The sequence below is a fragment of the Chitinophaga sp. YR573 genome, from assembly GCF_900110995.1.
In the GTDB taxonomy this organism is placed as follows: Bacteria; Bacteroidota; Bacteroidia; order Chitinophagales; family Chitinophagaceae; genus Chitinophaga.
Genome location: NZ_FOJF01000001.1, coordinates 3,411,765 through 3,430,634, shown reverse-complemented (window position 1 = coordinate 3,430,634; position 18,870 = coordinate 3,411,765). Strand labels below are relative to the sequence as shown.

The window sequence follows — 18,870 nt, the reverse complement described above, 5'->3', positions numbered from 1 at the left end:
GCTAATTAGATTGAAAGAGTTATTTAACGATTACCTCATGCGTATAATTCTTGTCTGGCGAGAAGTATACATTTACATCACAGGCTTTGGTATCTACCTCTGACATGAATTTGAAACTGTAGTTGTACTGATCGTTGTTCGGCACAGGTTTCAGTTCCCAGAAAGACAACGGTGTAGCAGCAGTAGGACGGTTGTTATCTGCATTGGAACTACCGTACCATTCCTGTCCGGCTGTACCATCAGCAGCTTTTACATCCATACGGAATTTATAACGTTCATCACGGCCCCATGATTCCTGATGGAAAGTGATAACCTGGTTCTGGAAAGACCAGGTACTGTTACCTGCATATGGTAAGTCGTAGAGGATTTTATTTTCCGGAGCGAACCACAAACCAATAGCAGTGATCTCAGTAACGGTAGCGGCTGTATTATTAAAGTCAAGGCGCAGGCGGTATTGTTTGGTACCATCAGCCTGAGTGCTTTCACCATCTTCTTTTAAAATAGTGCCATCGATATAATAAGTAGCAGGAGTACCGGTATTTCTATCAACGAACTGATATGTACCATTTTTCAAAGAAGTATAAATTTCAAATACACCAGCTGCAGTAGATTTCAGTTTGATAGCTTTTGACAAATCAGTACCCACCTCAGTAGCTGCACCGGTGAGGTATACATCTACGGGAATTTCTGCAAAGCCATTTGGTCTTTCTACTTCTATAGTGCGTGTTTCAGTAGCCAGTTTGATATTGAATCCTTTGGCAGCTTTTACACTCCATTTCAGCTTACCTGTTGCTAATGCTGCGATGCCTGCTTTACCGGCAATGCTGTTCAGCTCTTTATGAGAGAGGCTTAATTTGTTTTGTACACCACCACCATCAGAAGCGATCGTAGCAATAGGATCGGTGAAGTCGCCGGTCTCTTTATCAAACACTACTTCATACAATACCAGGGAACCATCTTCTGCGCGTGCCTGTTCCCATTCGAAACTTACAGAAGCGCTGGTAGCAGGTTGCAGTTTGATATATTTATCATCTACCGGTGCACTCAGTTTGCTAACCGGTTGAATATTGGAATTTAGTTTATAGTCTTTTTTGCAAGCGCCGAACAGAAGGCCCAGTGATGCAACAATTATAGCGGAGAAATATTTTTTCATATCGTATCAGTTTGTAATTGTTAGTAGGAATTTACCAGAGGTTATTTTGTCCAAGGTTGGTGTTCTGGTCGCGTTCAAAAGTAGGCACCGGCCACAGGTAATGTTTGGGATTCGAGAAAGTTCTGTTCTCCACAATGATATACCCGTTTGGATCTTTGTTGAATGCACCGGACGTTACTTTAATACCTCTTACTGGTTTGTTTAGCACTACGTCTGCGACTTTCCAGCGGCGGATATCAAAAGGACGAATACCTTCGAATGCCAGCTCCGCTCTTCTTTCGCGGCGAACAATAGTTTGCAGTACTTCTTTTGTACCACCTGGAAATTCGGTAGCTCCTGCATCAGTGAACTTAGCACGTACACGTAATGCACGGATGGTTTGATTCCATACAGTAGCATCCAGTTGTCCCAGTTCATTCTTCGCCTCTGCATACATCAGCAGTACATCTGCATAACGGATCATGATGAGGTTGAGAGAGGAGTTATAATTACTGGCTGTACGATCGTAATATTTGTAGAAATAATAACCGGTTGGGGAAGCTCCCTGATCATCGATACTGTTGGTAGATGGATTAGAACCCGGTTGCGTAAGAATAGTCTGCACTTTACCATCGAAGTCTGTGATGGTAGATTTATCATGCAGGATAGTGGCTTCAAAGCGCGGGTCCCTGTTTTTGTAGGGATCGTTTTCATCATAGCCAGAGCCTGATTCAGCAATACCTTTACCATTCAGCATGACGTAATCATCTACCAGGTCTTGTGTAGGCACCAGTACACTTCTTAGCAAGGCTACTGTCTGTGGCAGGAAGCTACGTTGTGAGCTGTATGTTCTGCCACCTCCATATTGCAGATCGAGGATCACTTCGTTATTATATTCATTAGCAGTGGTGAAGATGTCGCTGTAATTGCTCATCAGACCATAAGTACCGTTAGTGGTATTGCCTATGAGTTTTTCGCAGTCGTCTACAGCTCCCTGCCATTCGCTTTTAAAGAGGTGTACACGTGCACTGAGTGCAATAGCAGCTCCGCGTGTGATACGGCCTTTGTCTTTCTCTGCATATCCGCCCGCAGTGCCAGTATAGTTATTTACAGGCAGGGAAGAACGGATGTCTGTGAGCTCACTCTGGATGAAATCCAGGATCTGCGCTTTATCTGTACGGCCGATTGTTTTTGCAGCTTCGATAGTGATAAGATCTGTGTAGAAAGGTACATTCCCATACCAGTTTACCAGCTGGAAGTAGGAATAAGCGCGGATGAACCGGGCTTCTGCCAGTATCCTGTGTTTTAAAGTGGAGTCCATACCCGGCACTTTATCAATGTTCAGCACCACCACATTACACTTGCGGATACAGGTAAAGCGATATCCCCATTCTGCTGTTACACGGCCATTGGATGGATCATAGGCGCCATTGGCGATCTTTGATACGGCGTTAAAACCATCTCCGCTAACATATGCGTTATCACTCAGCGCATCATCGCCGAAGAAATAGCCGTCGTTAGACATGTTTTCATAACAGCTGGATAAAGCGGCTAATGCATCGTCATTTGTCCGCCAGTAGGCAGCGTCTGTATATTCACGCGTAATAGGCTGGTCCAGCTTGCGGCAGGAGTACAGCGTAGTGGCGCTTAATATCAATATTATTAATCTCTTCATACAATTAACTTTTTAGAATTTCAGATCCAGACCAAATGAGAAAGTAGAAGCATTGGGATAGTTACGTCCTGCAATAGGATTGTAATTAGCGTTGCTTAACTTATCATCATACTGTGTAAACTCCGGATCTACACCCAACTGACGGAAACGTTTTGGTGTGATCGTTAACAGGTTCTGACTGGTGAAATAAACCCTTACACTCTGCACCTTTATGGCACTCAGAATATTGTGTGGCAAGGTGTAACCAAACTGCAGGTTCTTTAAACGCAGGTATTTGGTATCAAACAACCAGTAGTCAGAATATGCAAAGTTGTTGGCATCTGCTGTTCCAATAGTGAGGCGAGGATAGGTAGCGTTAGGATTGGTAGGCGTCCAGCGGTCCAGGTGTTGTACAAAAGAGTGGTCTTCATTGTTATGGAAGGCCTCTACGATATCACCACGCAGGAACTGAGATCTTTTACCTACACCCTGCCAGAACATGGAAAAGTCGAAGTTCTTCCAGTTAACAGCATACGTGAATCCGAATGTATAACGGGGGAAAGGATTACCGAATACATAACGGTCATTGGCATCAATCTTACCATCTTTATTACGGTCAATATATCTTACATCTCCTGGCATTACCTGCTGGTTGTACGCGAATGGTACTGCAGGTGCATTCTTGATATCATCCAGGTTCTGGTACAGACCATTGGATTTATAACCATAATAAGAAGCAATCGGGAAACCCTCTTTAATGATATAAGCAAAGTCGGACCCCTGTACAGACTGTTCACCGTATTTGATCACCTTATTTAAGTTATCAGACAGGTTAGCCGTGATGGTGTGATTGAATGCGCCGGTTTTAGCATGGTAAGAAACGGACAGTTCCCATCCTTTGTTCTGTACTTTACCAACGTTCTGTAAAGAAGAACCGATACCCGCCGTACCCGGAACTACCTGGAACAGATAGATCCCTGTAGTATTCTTATTGAAGTAATCGAATGAAGCAGAGATTTTATTATTGAGTAAATCCACATCCACACCGTAGTTACTCATGGTAGAGATTTCCCACTGTAATGTTTCGTTGTAAGCGGAGAAGTCTGCACCCTGAGAAGGAGCATTGTTAAATGCATACTTATTCGGATTGAGTGTTACTCTCGCAAGATAGTTGTAACCACCTATGTTAGAGTTACCCACCTGTCCCCAGGAATAACGGAGTTTCACATTTCCATATCTCTTCACATCTTCCATGAATTTCTCATCAGTAACACGCCATCCCAGTGAAAATGCCGGGAAGAACTGCCAGCGGTGACCGGGAGCCAGTTTAGAGGACCCGTCATAACGCCAGGTAAACTCTGCCATGTATTTATCATTGTATACATAGTTTACTCTGCCGAAGAGGGAGTTCAGTGCATACAGATTAGGATTCGTAATGTCGTTATAAGTACCGATGCTGGAATAGTCATAGCTACCATCTGGTTTAGGAATATATCCTCCACCGATAGCATACTGATCGTCCAGGTTGGTAGTACCATAACGACTGGCGCGTAAACCATAAAACTCATTGGTAGCATCACTTCTTGCACCTACCTGCGCTTTTACGTAATGTTTACCGAAGGTATTTTCATACTCTGCAGTAGCGTATACATTTGAGGTCATGTCTTTATATTCAGACTCTGACAACTGGTTGTAGATAGGCGGATTGGCAGTGGTATAATAAGAAGCGTAGGTGTATTTATTAACGCGATTTATGTTATTATTAATTTTATAGTTACCGGAAGCGTTGAAATTAAAAGAAAGATGTTTTACGGGGTTGATCGTTATATCGATACCACCCAGCAGGTTATCTTCTTCTCTCATGTTATAACCACCCAGCGCCAGTTGTGCAATCACGTTATTACTGCTAAGAGCAGGCACAACGTAGTTTCCCAGGGAATCTTTTACAGGATAGATACGTGGTGTACGCATTGCATCTCTCATCAGGAGACCGATATCGGCAGCCTGTGTGCGATAGTATGATTTTGTGTAGGCGATGTTTGCATTCACCTTTACATACTTGCTTACATCCACAGAAAGATTTGTTCTTGCATTGTAACGTTTGTAGTAGAAGTCCTGATTTACGTAGTGGTTCTGCAACATGTTACCCTGGTCTAAATATCCCAGAGAGATCAGGTAACTGCTGTTTTTACCACCACCGGTAAGGCTAAGATTATGACTTTGCTGAGGCGTCGTTTTACGCAGCATTTCGTGCAGCATAGCGGGTTCTGAACCACGTTTCTCCCAGTAAGCAATATCTTCAGGACTATACTGCGGTGTTTTACCGGAGTTCACCAGTGCTTCATCTTTCAGCGTCATGTACTGCCATGCTTCTGTTTGTCTTGGCAGTGTGGTAGGCGTTTGCCAGCCATACATCGCGTTGTACTGCACACTTGGTTTACCATCTTTGGTACCTCTTTTTGTAGTGATGTACACCACACCATTTGCAGCCTGTGAACCATAGATAGCAGAAGATGCCGCATCTTTTAATACGGAGATGCTTTCCACATCATATGGGTTCAGGTTCTGTAATCCGGTTGTTCCGGCCTGTACACCATCAATGATGATGAGCGGGGTGTTACCGGTAAGACTTCCCACACCACGTATATTGAGTGTTAATGTAGCGCCGGGTTCTGCGGTGTTCTGTTGCAGGATAAGGTTAGGAGCCTGTCCCTGCAAAGCCTGAAACATATTGGTAACGGGTCTGCCCTGTAAATCTTTTGTGGAGATGGTATTGATAGCAGCTGTTACCTGTTTCTTTTGCTGTGAGCCATATGCTGTAACTACTACTTCTCCCAGGTCCTTAGAGTCGGCAGTAAGCATGATGGTAATATTAGTTCTGCCTGCGATCCCCACTTCCGATGGGATGTAACCAACGGAAGAGCATACCAAGGTACCATTGCTTTGCCCAGCCGGGATCTTTAGCGTAAAAAAACCCTGATCATTTGTAGTAGTACCAATAGAGGAGCCCTGCAAACGAACATTGATATTGGGTATTCCTTCTCCTTTGTTATTGACTACACGCCCATTCACTGTTACATCTTCCACACCGGTATATGTAGCGATTTCACCACCCTGTCTGAGAATGATCTTGTTATTGATCATTTCAAACCGGATATTCAGCGGAGATAATACCATTTCCAGCACTTCTGCCAGTTTTTTGTCTTTTACATTGAGAGAGATTTTCTGTGCAGCTTTAATCTCATCATTGGAGTATACAAACACAAAAGGTGTCTGTTGCTCTATTCTTTCCAATACGTGGCCCAGCAGTTCATTATTTACCTGCAGGCTAATACGGTTCTCTAAAGGTTTCTCAGTATCCTTTACCTGTTGTCCTAATGACGGATGCCCCACATTGGAAGCAAATGCCACCTGTGCCTTTAAATCTAACATGCTTAACAAAGCCATGCAGATAATCAGCGGCAGGAACAATGAGCGGAAAGGACCCGAAAAGAAAATAGGTAGCGGTCTTTCTTTCATAACGCGGCTGTGTTTGTAAATTTTGATTGATTGAAATAACGTGAACTATAATGCTAAAACTTACTGACTGATAATTAATGTACTGTCAGTAATATCGTAATGGAATGATTTTGATCTGGCCAGGTAATACATGATATCCTGCAGGTTGTTATTCTGGAAATTACCTGTTAAGCGGAAATGCCGTGGTGCATCTTCAGTAAAGGATACTTTTTTCCCAAATGTTCTTTCCAGTTCATAAGAGATATCTTCCAGGGTCATATCCCTGAATACAAGGCGGCCTTCTGTCCAGGCTTTATCGTCTTCTGATGAAGTCACTTCTTTTTTAATGCTGTTGGCTGTTTGTTCATAGGTTACTTTCTCATCCGGTGTAATGTAAATAGTATCCGGCTTTTTACCAGTGCCTTCATAGGCAGGGATGAATGCAACTTTCCCTGTTCTTACGGATGTTTGTACCGGCTCGTTCTCATAAGCACGGATATTAAATGAAGTACCTAATACCTGCACATTCCCTTTTGTAAGATGGATAATAAAAGGTTTGTCGGGATTACTGGCTACATCAAAAAAGGCTTCTCCTTCCAGATATACTTCACGTATCCCTTTACTGAATACTTCGGGATAAGAGAGTTTACTATCTGCATTCAGCCATATCTTACTACCGTCTGCCAGTTCAATAGTGGCTTTGGTGGCCTTACCATTCTGCCTGTGCAACCATTCTGTAGTATCAATAACAGCTAATTGTTTTACTGATTCCGTATGATGAAAGGTAAATGCAAAACCAGCTATCAGTAATAAAACGGCGGCAGCGCTTGCCCATCTCCACACAGGAGAGAATCGTGTGCGCTTAACCGGTATATCGGTTAAATGAATACGCGCCATTGTGCGTTTCAATGCCTGTTCGGTATCTGCAGATGCGTGATAAGATGTTTCTGTAAAGTATTGCTGAAGGATAGCATAACGTTCCTGTAAAGCAGGATCCAGCTGCAACATGGCTTCCAGCTCCTGCTGTTCTGCCTCGGTTGCTTCTCCTGACAGTTTCCTGGCAGATAACGTGGTGAATAATTCTTCGTTGATCATAAAAATGGAGCCGGTTGTATAAGAAGGACAGGGAAAAGAAAAGAACTACTTACAAGATGTAATTATTTTTTTTTGATGCGGTTGAACATATAGGGCCCGATTACTTCGTTGAGACGTTTCATGGCACGAAATAACTGGGTTTCTACGGTACGTGGAGAGATGTTGAGGATTTCTGCCACATCTTTATATTTAAATCCTTCTTCTTTGATGAGTTTAAATACACGACGGCATTGATCAGGCAGGCGACTTACTTCCTGGTCCATTCTGAACAGGATCTCTTTCCATTCCATTCTCTTTTCGGGATCTACGGAATTGGTGAGTTCTGCCATCCCTGTTTCTTCATTAATAGGAGAAATGCGCAGGGAAGAATATTGTTCGAGATAATTAAGTGAGTGATTTTTAACGGCGACAAAGAGATATACTTCCAGGTTGACTACCTTTTCTAATTCTGTACGGCGGTTCCATATTTTCACAAATACATCAGAAACGATCTCTTCCGCTGCTTCGCGGGAGTGAACGTACTGGATACAAAAGTGTAACAACCGGTCGTAGAAATGGCGGAATAGCTCCGCGAAGGCCTTTTCATCCTCTTCACATGCGATCTGTTGCTGCCACAACTTTAAATTTGCGCTGCTGCTCATACTTCACCTCTTTATGCTACAATGCTACCATGTGGTTTTATAACGTGTAATACTGTTAAGCCTGCAAGAAAGGTAAAGATAACTAATGCTGTAGGAATTGTCTCCTAATCATATGGTATAAAGCATTTTACAGTTTTCTTCGTGGAATTTATCCTCCTTAAATGAGTTCTTATTCTTATAGAGACAGGTAATCCGGGAAAACTACTTACAAAATGAGAAAAATATTTCAAATTAAAATCTGCCTCATACGTATGTTCTTTTGAATGCATTATTTATTATATATCTCGACAAGAAGAAGGTTATTCCAATAAAATTTTCGTAATTTAGATATCTAAACTTTAATATTATTAGATGTCAGCTACATTCACAACCATATTGGGAATAATTGCAGTTTTCGCTTCACTGTCTTCACTGGCTGTAACTTTGATAGGTGCAGCGCAAGAATCTGCAAAGCTGAAGAAGTTCAGTAAATATCCGCCTAAAACCCTTGTAATAGAAAATAGATCAGGAAACGTAATAGTGTTAGAACTTGAAAAGCAAAACGACACCCAGCAGCTACTCCGTACGATGGACGCATTGTTAGGCAAATAGAACCGTATTAATTTAAATCCTATTTTTTTCAATTGAACCAGGAAAATCCACTGGTTGCTAACCTATCCACACCGGCTTCCAATATCCAGCAACCTAATAATACTACATCCGCAAGCATAGCCGGCGCCAGCGGTGGTACACTCTTAGTATTGCTCGCCAACAATCTTCCTGAGTCTTACCCGCTAAAATCATGGCTGGTCATAATAGCCCCCAGCGTATCTATAGTCTTGTCTTTATTCTGGAAATTTCTCTCCAAAAAAACCAATATTTATTTCAAAGGGAAGAAAGTAGAGAAGTCTAAAACACTCCTTCAAAAGAAAATTCAGGCCGCCCTTAATAATGGGCTCATTTCCCAGGAAGAAGCAATTGTGCTGAAAAGAAAGATGATAGAAATCGAGCTGCAAAGCATCGATAATCTGGCCAATAAGATCAAATCCATTGATTTTGAGGATTAATCAATGCTGTCTTCACTTATGAGCTGCAAACTTTTCTCTTTGAGCCAGGTATAATCCGCCTATTACCAGTAAGGTACCAGCCAGGGTATACCAGCTGAGTGGTTCGTGTAATAACAGCGAAGAAAACAGGAACCCGAAAACAGGGCATAGGAACAGCCATAAAGAGGCTTTCACGGTATCTTTACTTACCAGGTAAAACCACAGTTGTAAAGCGATGATAGATACCGGGATAGCCAGCCAGCCAACGGCTAACCAGAATTGTAAATCAAAATGGCTATCTGAAAAGTTACTGGTGATACAGGTAACGGGTAATAGTAATAATCCGCCCAGGAATACCTGCCAACCATTGATAGCGACCCTTGTCAGCGTCCATTTTACACGTGCGTAATAGACAGTGGCGATAGAAACAGATACCATTCCGCTCATTAAGATTAATACTCCTTTTAATGTAGCGTGGCTATCCTGCAATAATGGGTATGTTGCCAGCGCTACCCCTGTCAGGCCCAGGATAACCCCACAGATCTCATACCAGCGCAATGATCTTTTCAGCCATACGGCTGATATCATCATAATGAAGAGAGGACTGGTAGCAGTAGAAAGACTACCAATACCGGCAGATACAGATTTCATGGAGATGACAAAACACCCCAGGTAGATGGTGGTATTCATCAGGCCGAATAACAGTAAGTGCAGCCATTCTTTTCCTTTAGGTAATGATTCGCGTTTAATGGCATAGGAGAAGAAAAGCATGGCCCCTCCTGCTAATAAGAAACGGATATTGGCAAGGATAAATGGATCTGCGGAATGAATGCCGTATTTAGTAGCTACCGCAGCGGATGCCCATAAAGACGCAAAGAGCAAACCTATGATAATCTGGCGCATCTTGTTTACATAAATTAGAACTGACTAAAGCATTTTTTTGTGATGGAGCTTCGCCCCATCACAAAAAAACAAAGGGGTTTTGCGGGGCTTCGCCCTGCACCCAAAAATCAGAATTTACCGAAAGTTATTCCCTGCCAGTCATCTGTACGAAACGGAGATGCAGGCAAGCCTGCTCCATTATACAGATTTCCATCCGGGTTATCTGCCCAGCCGTAACGTACGGCTACAGGGTTCTTCACATCATCACTCCATACAATTACATGATCTCCGGAGATCTTAGCCTGCGCCAAATGAAACTGTTTATCTTCCCCGGCAATCTCAAAGCCGGTTAATGCAGCTGTACCATGTTTCATCATTAAACCATCATCAGTATATTTAAAAGATAAAGTGATCTTACTACCGGCAACCTGTTTAGACAAATAAACAGGACCGGAATAAGGGATCTTTTCTCCATATACCTGCGCCCTTGCTATCAGCGATAAACGTCTGCCTACTTCCTGTTTGTTCCTGGGATGGATATCTTTTGCATCTCCTATATCAACAGCAGAAGCCATTCCTGTATTCGGCAATGACAAAGTACGCAACTGCGCTTCTCTTAACTCTGCCCAGGCAGACGTAGTTGGTTCTGCTTTTTTGTCTTTGAAGTTGGCCAGCTGCACAAAATAGAAAGGGAACTCCCCGGTATTCCAGTGCCTGCGCCAGTCTTTGATCATCAAAGGGAACAGTTCACGGTATTGATAAGCCCTGTCTGCATTACTTTCACCCTGGTACCATATTGCCCCACGGATGGGATAAGGTAATAAAGGATGGATCATCGCATTATATAATAAAGTGGCTTTATTGGGGTCTCCGGGAGCCTTTGGTTCCGGCAGGCTTTCCAGGGCTTTCACCGTATCAGCGAATGCAGGCATTGTCTTTAAAGACTCCCCACTTGTCCACGCTTCTGCCACAGTTCCACCCCATGATGTGTGTATAACGCCAACAGGTATATGTTCGTGTGTATAAATTTCACGGGCAAAGAAGTAACCTACTGCGGAAAACAGTGGAATATTTTCCGGGGTACAGGTTAACCATCCGCCTTTCCAGGTCACCACATCTTCCTGTGGAGCTGTGCTGGTAGTATGATTGATCTGGAATAAACGAATTTCCGGATAGTTGGCGGCTTTTATTTCCTGTTCGAAGTTGATGACATGAGACCATCCATTTACGGGCATTTCCATATTCGACTGTCCGGAAGCGATCCACACTTCCCCTATCAGGATATTATCCAGTGTAATGACATTATTCCCTTTGATTGTCATGGTATAAGGACCACCGGCAGGGCGGGCGGGTAATGTTACCTGCCACTTGCCATCTGCCCCCGCAGTGGCCTTGTAAGTACCCTTAAAAAACGAGACAGTCACCTTCTCCCCTTTGTCTGCCCAACCCCAAATGTGTAAGGGTTTGTTGCGCTGCAGCACCATATTGTTACTTACCAATGCAGGTAAACGCACATCTGCATAACTATTCTGCACAATTAAGCATGTGACAACACATGATAAGAAAAATCTCGTTAACGTGGCTAATTGCATAATTTATCTTGCTTTTGAGACCGACAAGGTACAAAACGATTTGAGGGGGTAAAATTTTTGGCACGAAATTTTTATATAGGATCTGTATAAAACGAAAAATAACATGTCAAACGATATCATAACTTTTCAATTCGACATCCAGGCGCTGCACTACTTAAACAGTAATAGCAATAATATTAAAGCTACAGTAGATGCAAATGGGAACATTGATTTTGCCACGGCAGCTTTGAAATATTATCAGTCAACAACTCCGGATATTATATCGCTTAACAGTGAGGCAGATGTGAACAGGTTTAAACACGTGGCGCGTCGTTTCTTCAGCGAATTCAGCGAGAACTAATTTTTCATCCATTACGATCCCACTTTCATCCATTTCACCTTTTATTCATTGTGCCCTTCGTTCATTGTAACCTCGAACATCCATTTAATTCCTCAATACATCCATCGCCCAAAAAAGCGAGCAGCCTGCAAAGTCATCTTTGTGGGCTTCTTTTATTTTACTCACTGGTATAAAAAAGGAAGGTCGCCAAGAATGACAACCTTATCTACCATATCCTAATAAAAACCAAGCTTGTGCAGTATGATCGATGATCATACGCCTAATATGTTGAACGAAATGTTTGCATTTAGTGAATTGGGAAAGGCGGCGCCTTTTTTATATAAGGATAGTAACTGGTTACAAATATAGAGAGATGAGAACGATCCTTTTGTAGTAACATTACTACACTCAGTAAAAGAATGGGGTAGCCTTTTCTACAAGCTACCCCATCGGGCATTATTTCTTTATGGTAGTACTGAGTAATTGCATGTAATATCCACCAACTACGCTTCTTGCCTGGAAGCCTACCATCTTACCGTCTGACGTTTCATGCCAGTCGCTGAGAGGTACACGGGAAGATGTGCCGGTTGCATATTTATATATAGGGTCTACTAATGCGCTGAAATCTGACTGATTATTTGTCAGGGCAGCAGTCCACAGTATCCAGTCCGACTTGGTATATCCTTTACGGCTATCCAGTGGCAAACCAAATGGCTGCTGACGGGTGAGATAATATTTTATTTCTTTATCATATACTGAAGTGGGGAAAAGATCTAATCCTAATACTTTATCCCATACTAAATTATACTTCTGGCTCCAGGAGCCTTTATTTTCAAATGCCAGTGTGTAATGATCTCCATCATCTGCCAGCTGCATCCATTTAGGCACCATATCTTTTGCTGCCTTACGGTATTTGTTTGCGGTAGCAGTATCTCCTAACTGATCAGCCAGCATGGCATAACTACCTAAACCAACGATGGCTTTAACTGAAAGATTGGCATTCCGCGCCAGATGCCCTGCAAAGTCGTCGGTGCAAAGCTGATTAGCAGGATCAAATCCTTCTTTCAATAAATATTCTGCCCAGGTGGTTAATGTTTTCCAGTGCTTTTTAGCATAGTCCGCATTACCTTCTGCTTTGGCAATAGCGGCTGTTAAAATGATCATGTTACCGGATTCTTCCACAGGCATGCCTTCTCCATATGCCTGGCCATTAGCCAGCGGGTAAGTACCCAGGTCATGAGCAGCATAGGGCTGTGTATATTTTCCGCTTTCACTGAAATAGAAGATACCGGTAAGCATCCCTTTCATCAGGTCCGGATTGTATACCAGGAACAAAGGAGCAGACGGATAAGTTACATCTACTGTGTTGATACAACCATTGCTGAAGTTTTCTTTAGATAAGAAGAGGATCTCTCCATCCGGGCTCTTCACCAGTTTGTGTGCAGCGATACTTTGTCTGTAACCCAGGATACACAGTTTAGCGTAGTTTTCACCACCTGCTTTTTTGGTATCTGCGTATAAACCATCATCAAATGTATTGCAGCGTTGCATGATGGCCGGGTAATCGGTAGCTGCTTTTGACAATTCTTTTTCGATTGTGTAAGAAGCATTCTTTTTCCACCAGGGAGCCAGGTTGGTATTAAAATACTGGATAGAAAACAGGTCATCATATCCTAACATAATTACCTGTTCTTTTCCTTTAGCATCTACTTTACCTAATGGAACAATGGTATTCAACATCAGCTGTGTACCGCTGGTAGTAGTTGTAGCAGGCATTTTCTTAGCAAATGAGCTCATGCCTTCTCCTTCTTTTGTAATGTACTGAATGGCATTGGTAGCCTTTGGTACCGCTACATATAGATAGCCCCAGTCGATTCTCAGATCGTCTCCTTTTTTCGCCAGTACCGGTTGATCTACTGTACCTGTTTTTAAGACAGATAAATCTCCACTGGTATACTGCTGTGCAGTTACCTGCTGGGAAGGCGTATTCACAGCAAGACTGGAAGAGGCGCCGAAGTATAACACTACTCCGTGTGTACCTCCATCATTGGCCTGTACCTTATAAGTGATATAAGATACCGGACGGGAGAGCAGATCAAGGTCATTGAGCAGTAAAGGAGAGGTGAAATTCAATGTTACATCTACTTTACCTGCGGTGAAAGTATAGGTAGTTTGTGTTGCAGTCAATTTTACACTTTTCTGTGTAGCTACCAGGATTTTAGATGCTGCCGGGTCTTTCGCTTCTTTTACCAGTCCGGCGTCTAACCATGCTCCGCCCTGAGTATTGGTGCAATGTATGGCCAGTACATTGTTACCTTTCTTCAGTTTTTTGCGGGCAGCTTCACTTACGGGAAAGTATTGCATGCGGGTTAACCAGCCTGCATAACTGTAGATAGGTTCTCCGTTCAGGTATACTTCTGCATTATCATCATGATTTATTTTCAGCAGGAGCTTATCCAGGTTTGTATCATTTAATACGAATGTTCTGCGTACCCATATTTCCCTGGTATTCCATTGGGTACCATCCAGGTTTTGTGTATTGGTGAAAGGCGCTTTACCTGTTTGCCATTGCGCATCATTAAACTGTTCATTCTGCCATCCATCTGCAGGAGCAGTTTCTGTATACTGACAACTGTATGATTTTTCATCAGCAGCAGGAATCACAGTTTCATAATTTTCACCTTTAGCGCCTAATATGCGATAGATAACACCATCTACCTTTACCATGCCTGTAATGGACTGGTCTGTGCCTGTCCAGTGACGGGTAGGAGAAGCGGTCAGATCATCAGTAGCCGACCAGATACTGAAATACGGATCGTGAGTGATAAGCGGGTAGGCCGGTGCCTGTTGCTGCTGCGCGTACAATTGCTGTGATAGCAATAGGGCAGCAATACCAAAAACTTTGTTCATGATTTGTGGAGCTTTATATTTAGATAATAAAACGCGGGTAACTGCGCAACACTGCATGCAGCTGCGGACCTGTTGAGACTCATACGCCAGAATATTGGTGACGAACGTGGATAAAAACACACAACAATCAACCTCACTACCGGAAAAATAGAAATTATTTCTTGTTAAAGGTAGCTTCTACGCTTATTTTTTATGAATGGGGGAAACAATAAAGTCAAAGCCGGGGTGAGCTTTGACTTTATCCGAAGAATTATTTTAATTTATAGATCTCTGAACCGGCTAAGAGGAAACATCCTAATCCGTAATCTTCAAAATCAGGGATCTTGTCATAAGTTACGGGTTGTCCATCTGAAGGTTGTTTACCTGTACTTTGTACAAATCCGAGCATACCATTCTCATGTACGCAATCTTTCACCAGTGCATTCCATCCTTTTAATACGGCAGGTAGATAAGTTGATTTGTTTAAGTATCCTTTGCGGATCCCCCAGGTCATTCCATATATAAATAATGAAGTACCGGTGAGTTCTTTACCACCAAAATGTGTGGAGTCGCGCAGGCTTGCATTCCAGAAACCGTCTTTTCTTTGTAGTTTAAGTAATGCAGCAGACATATCTTTGAAATCTTTCAGATAGTCTTTATAATAAGGAGATGTTTGTGGTAACTGGTCCATTGTTCTTACCAGTGCCGCTAATACCCAGCCATTACCACGGCTCCAGTAACAGTTTTCACCGTTAGGTTCTTTGTAGGGAGGTACGAAATCCTTATCTCTCCACCAGAGGTGTTCTGCGGTATTGTATAACCCATTACCACCATGTTGGTATTTTGTGAAATTATACATCTGGTGCATGCGTCCGAAGTAGGTAGTGTCTTTATATATTTTGCCCAGTTGTGCCATCAGGGGCATGCCCATCTGGATAGCATCTATCCAGTTCCAGTCATCTATTTTATCAGTTTTTAACATACTGTCTATAGATGCTTTGATGTTATTGATACGTTCTGGTTTTTTATCTATCAGATAGAGGTCAACGTATGTTTGTCCACAGGCCTGGTTATCTGCGTTACGGGTAGTGATACCGCTGCGCAGGTTCCATTGGTGTTTTTCACCCCAGGATACAGCGTAATCGTAATATTCTTTTTTAGGATTGATACTGTAGAAAGCCATTAGTCCTTCGTAATACACGGCTCTTGTCCAGATGTTACTAGGCCAGGTTTTATTGAGGACGATGTCTTTACCGGTGTCCGGCCATTTCTGCATGAAATAGCCGTTGGTGAGGGTGAGTACTTTTAGTACTTCTTTTTTGTTTTGAGCAAAAGCAGGGAGCATTCCCAGCAGCATAGACAGTAATAAAATGTTCTTCTTCATCGTGTGAAATTTAATAAATTTTATCAGGGCATGGGTTGAATATCTTCCCATTTTACTTTCCATGTACCATCATCCGGAATACCGGGGTTCTTAGTTTTACAACCATCATATCCGGCGCACATCAGAGCTACGGCCGTGAGTAATCCCCCATTGCCGGGTAGATATAATCTTAAACGTTCGTCCTGGTAGTTATGGCCGTTTTTTAACCAGGTGTTAGTTTGGACGGGGATGAATAGTGCGTCTATTGCTTTGTTTCTTAGACCGAGGCGGGTGGCCGTCATGCTGGTGAGCGGAAAGTCCCAGCCCCAGGTTTCTTTCCAGTTCCAGTTGTCCCATATTTTGTTGAAGGTGTTGTGCATGATAGCCGTGTCCAGGGCTATGCTGGCGGGCAGCATACCGAGGGCACCTAATACTGCAGGGTGGTCTGTCATGTATACCGGGTTGGTGTAAGAATCTTTGGCGCTTTCTGCGGCCAGGTATACACCATCCTGTTGGGGCAAAGCAGATAATTTGCTTAGAACTTCATCCCATTTTTTGTTGCGGGTTAATCCAAGACGTATTCTCCACTGTTGTGCCGTTGTTAACCCCCAGCGCCAGTAGGCCAGTTCGAAAGTGGGATTGAAAGTCTCTTCTGGTTTGAAGCGTTCCTGTGCAGGGATCAGTCCTTTGCCGAGAATATACCTGTTACTATCGGGGGCAGCATATGATGCCATAAAATCTGCGGTAGCAAAGACAAGGTCTTTGTATTTGTCTAATGTAGCGCGGTTATGATAGTGACGATATACTAATTCCGTCATGTATATAAAGTGAGGTTGCTGCCAGATGAGGAAAGCTCCTACGGAAGAAGGGCTTTCATTCCCCTGTGGGTCTGTCATCTTTTGCCAGCGGATGCCTTCGTAGCCTTGTCTTACAGCGATAACCTTTGCTTTGTCTGCCACCTTAAAATACCATTGCAGGCTTTTCTCCATCAATTCTATCCGGTTCCACAGCGCAAAATGTACGGCATGCCACCAGTACATTTCCAAATGAGGTTTGCCATACCAGCTGTTGCAGGTGAGACCGGTTTCCTGGGGTGGCATATCACCGGCACATTGCACTGCCATCAGGTATTGGGAAAGGATGATACGGCGTTCCAGTTCAAAAGCACGGGGATCTGTACTGCCGGAGAAATCTACCATCCCTCCATGTGACCAGTAAGCATTCCAATAAGTAGCAGCAGCTGTTTGCGTATTCGGTATTGAAGAGGTGAGCTGTTTTTCTGAAAAACGGAAACTGCATTCAGCTTCGGGTTTTACAAAGAACTCATTGGGCTGGCCTTTTGTAACCTTCCCCCCGACTATCTGTACATAATATTTATAGTTATCCAGCTGATGTAAAATAGTATTATCAATAATCTCTGAATGATGTTTTCCTATCAGGTTTACACCGGCATCTGCGAATTCTCCTGTGGGATAAGGAAATCGGATTCTTATCTTCAATCTGCCTTCTCTAACTAAAGAAGAATTTACTTTTACTGATACTATATCCTGTTTCGGATGTACGGTTGTTACTACATCCACAGGAATCCCTTCTACAGTAAAATGACTTTTTATCAACCCATTCCAGAGATCAAGCGTTTGTTTTATATTTTGAATATCTTCTAATTTGCAAGCTTGTCCATCTTTCTTAATAATTTCAAACCCAATATTCCCTAATTGTAAGCGATGTACATTTTGCCGGAACCAGTCTGATGCCCGTTTATTCCTTTCCGGACTATGCCATTGCACAGCATAAGTAATATCCCTGTTATGTAAATGATAAATCTTAAGGCTTTCTTCAAAACGATAAGCAGCAGTATCTGTAAAGCTATCCCATCCCCACTGAGATTGCGTACCCAACGGTACACCTTTGCTATATGCTTCCGGGAAGCTCTGCAAGCCTGTTATATCAGCAGTAAAAGCAAATCCCCCATTCCCCAGTGTTAAGGAAGAGAGTGAATCGTATTTAAGATTAATGACGTTATGCCTTTCTATCAGGGCTTTCCGGTTGATGGATTGCCCCATTCCCCCCATGCATAACACGGTCAGTATAATAAGCGTGGTTATAGTTTTCATTCGTGGAACCTGCTTTATGGAAACGTTTGCATAAAAGTTAACAAACTTAACTTTAAAATGCAACATAAAGTATCCTATACTATCCCATAGAGATTTTATAAATTGAGGGCTTATGTCAAATGAAGAAGAAAACCGGGTACACTGGGAAAATATCAGTCGGGGCGATATGCAGGCTTTGCTGGCATTACACGGTAATACCTATTTTCATTTGATACGTTTCGGCCTTAAAATATGCGGAGACGATGAACTGGTAAAGGATTGCGTGAACCAGCTGTTCCTGCAGCTATGGGATAAAAGGGCTAAAATGCAGCCTGTGATACAGGTGCGTGCTTATCTGTTTACTACCCTTCGTCACCTGATCCTCGATGAACTGTCTTACCTGGATAAAATGGACAATGCTATTATCCGCATGTCCGGAGAAGCAGCGCCTAACGAGCTGTCTTATGAGGAAATCATCATTAATGTACAGCATGATGAGGAACTGAAAAGGAAATTACATGCTGCCATGCAGCAGCTTACCCATCGTCAAAAGGAATTAATCCAGCTAAAATTCTTTGATGGCCTTAGTTATGAACAGATTGCCGCTCATACTTCCCAGAGTGTAAAAACTGCTTATAACACTATCTACGACGCTATTAAGCAACTCCGCAAACTCCTGAAATAAAA

The 18,870-nt window shown here is 42.8% G+C and carries 14 protein-coding genes; 4 read left to right on the top strand and 10 right to left on the bottom strand.

What is annotated here, in order from left to right; translation table 11 throughout:
• Nucleotides 1–19: 19 nt before the first annotated feature.
• The 5 genes from BMW86_RS14445 to BMW86_RS14425 form a co-directional block, all read right to left on the bottom strand.
• Nucleotides 20–1,153 (bottom strand): SusE domain-containing protein, encoded by a 1,134-nt coding sequence (locus tag BMW86_RS14445; protein ID WP_089782446.1) that lies wholly within the window; start codon nucleotides 1,151–1,153, stop codon nucleotides 20–22.
• 31 nt (nucleotides 1,154–1,184) lie between these two features.
• Nucleotides 1,185–2,807 carry a RagB/SusD family nutrient uptake outer membrane protein gene (locus tag BMW86_RS14440; protein WP_089782445.1) on the bottom strand — a complete coding sequence of 541 codons (1,623 nt, stop codon included), beginning with the start codon at nucleotides 2,805–2,807 and terminating at the stop codon, nucleotides 1,185–1,187.
• Nucleotides 2,808–2,819: 12 nt separating this feature from the next.
• Nucleotides 2,820–6,305: a TonB-dependent receptor gene (locus tag BMW86_RS14435; RefSeq protein WP_089782444.1), complete on the bottom strand. Its 3,486-nt coding sequence runs from the start codon at nucleotides 6,303–6,305 to the stop codon at nucleotides 2,820–2,822.
• Nucleotides 6,306–6,365: 60 nt separating this feature from the next.
• A complete protein-coding gene (locus BMW86_RS14430; protein WP_089782443.1) occupies nucleotides 6,366–7,379 on the bottom strand; it encodes a FecR family protein in 1,014 nt (337 codons plus the stop codon).
• A gap of 62 nt (nucleotides 7,380–7,441) precedes the next feature.
• Nucleotides 7,442–8,020, bottom strand: a complete 579-nt coding sequence (locus tag BMW86_RS14425) for an RNA polymerase sigma-70 factor (protein ID WP_089782442.1) — start codon at nucleotides 8,018–8,020, stop codon at nucleotides 7,442–7,444.
• 351 nt (nucleotides 8,021–8,371) lie between these two features.
• Here BMW86_RS14425 and BMW86_RS14420 point away from each other — a divergent pair, with 351 nt between their 5' ends.
• Nucleotides 8,372–8,611, top strand: coding sequence for a hypothetical protein (locus BMW86_RS14420; RefSeq protein WP_089782441.1), 240 nt, complete (start codon nucleotides 8,372–8,374; stop codon nucleotides 8,609–8,611).
• 32 nt (nucleotides 8,612–8,643) lie between these two features.
• The gene (locus BMW86_RS14415; RefSeq protein WP_089782440.1) at nucleotides 8,644–9,066 is read left to right on the top strand and encodes a hypothetical protein; all 423 of its coding nucleotides are present in this window, start codon (nucleotides 8,644–8,646) and stop codon (nucleotides 9,064–9,066) included.
• 12 nt (nucleotides 9,067–9,078) lie between these two features.
• On the opposite strand, the gene BMW86_RS14410 is transcribed toward BMW86_RS14415, so the two are convergent.
• Both BMW86_RS14410 and BMW86_RS14405 read right to left on the bottom strand, forming a co-directional pair.
• A complete protein-coding gene (locus BMW86_RS14410) occupies nucleotides 9,079–9,948 on the bottom strand; it encodes a DMT family transporter (RefSeq protein WP_089782439.1) in 870 nt (289 codons plus the stop codon).
• Between the two features lie 107 nt (nucleotides 9,949–10,055).
• The gene (locus tag BMW86_RS14405; protein WP_255372922.1) at nucleotides 10,056–11,462 is read right to left on the bottom strand and encodes a sialate O-acetylesterase; all 1,407 of its coding nucleotides are present in this window, start codon (nucleotides 11,460–11,462) and stop codon (nucleotides 10,056–10,058) included.
• A 160-nt stretch (nucleotides 11,463–11,622) separates the two neighbouring features.
• On the opposite strand from BMW86_RS14405, the gene BMW86_RS14400 reads away from it, so the two are divergent.
• Nucleotides 11,623–11,859, top strand: coding sequence for a hypothetical protein (locus BMW86_RS14400; protein WP_089782437.1), 237 nt, complete (start codon nucleotides 11,623–11,625; stop codon nucleotides 11,857–11,859).
• A 435-nt stretch (nucleotides 11,860–12,294) separates the two neighbouring features.
• Here the strand turns inward: BMW86_RS14400 and BMW86_RS14395 are convergent, their stop codons facing one another.
• The 3 genes from BMW86_RS14395 to BMW86_RS14385 form a co-directional block, all read right to left on the bottom strand.
• Nucleotides 12,295–14,748: a glutaminase family protein gene (locus BMW86_RS14395; protein WP_089782436.1), complete on the bottom strand. Its 2,454-nt coding sequence runs from the start codon at nucleotides 14,746–14,748 to the stop codon at nucleotides 12,295–12,297.
• 250 nt (nucleotides 14,749–14,998) lie between these two features.
• Complete coding sequence (locus BMW86_RS14390) at nucleotides 14,999–16,111, bottom strand: glycoside hydrolase family 88/105 protein (RefSeq protein WP_089783683.1); 1,113 nt, start codon at nucleotides 16,109–16,111, stop codon at nucleotides 14,999–15,001.
• A 23-nt stretch (nucleotides 16,112–16,134) separates the two neighbouring features.
• Nucleotides 16,135–18,204: a hypothetical protein gene (locus BMW86_RS14385; RefSeq protein WP_089782435.1), complete on the bottom strand. Its 2,070-nt coding sequence runs from the start codon at nucleotides 18,202–18,204 to the stop codon at nucleotides 16,135–16,137.
• A gap of 112 nt (nucleotides 18,205–18,316) precedes the next feature.
• On the opposite strand from BMW86_RS14385, the gene BMW86_RS14380 reads away from it, so the two are divergent.
• Complete coding sequence (locus BMW86_RS14380) at nucleotides 18,317–18,868, top strand: RNA polymerase sigma factor (protein ID WP_089782434.1); 552 nt, start codon at nucleotides 18,317–18,319, stop codon at nucleotides 18,866–18,868.
• The last annotated feature ends 2 nt before the right edge of the window (nucleotides 18,869–18,870 follow it).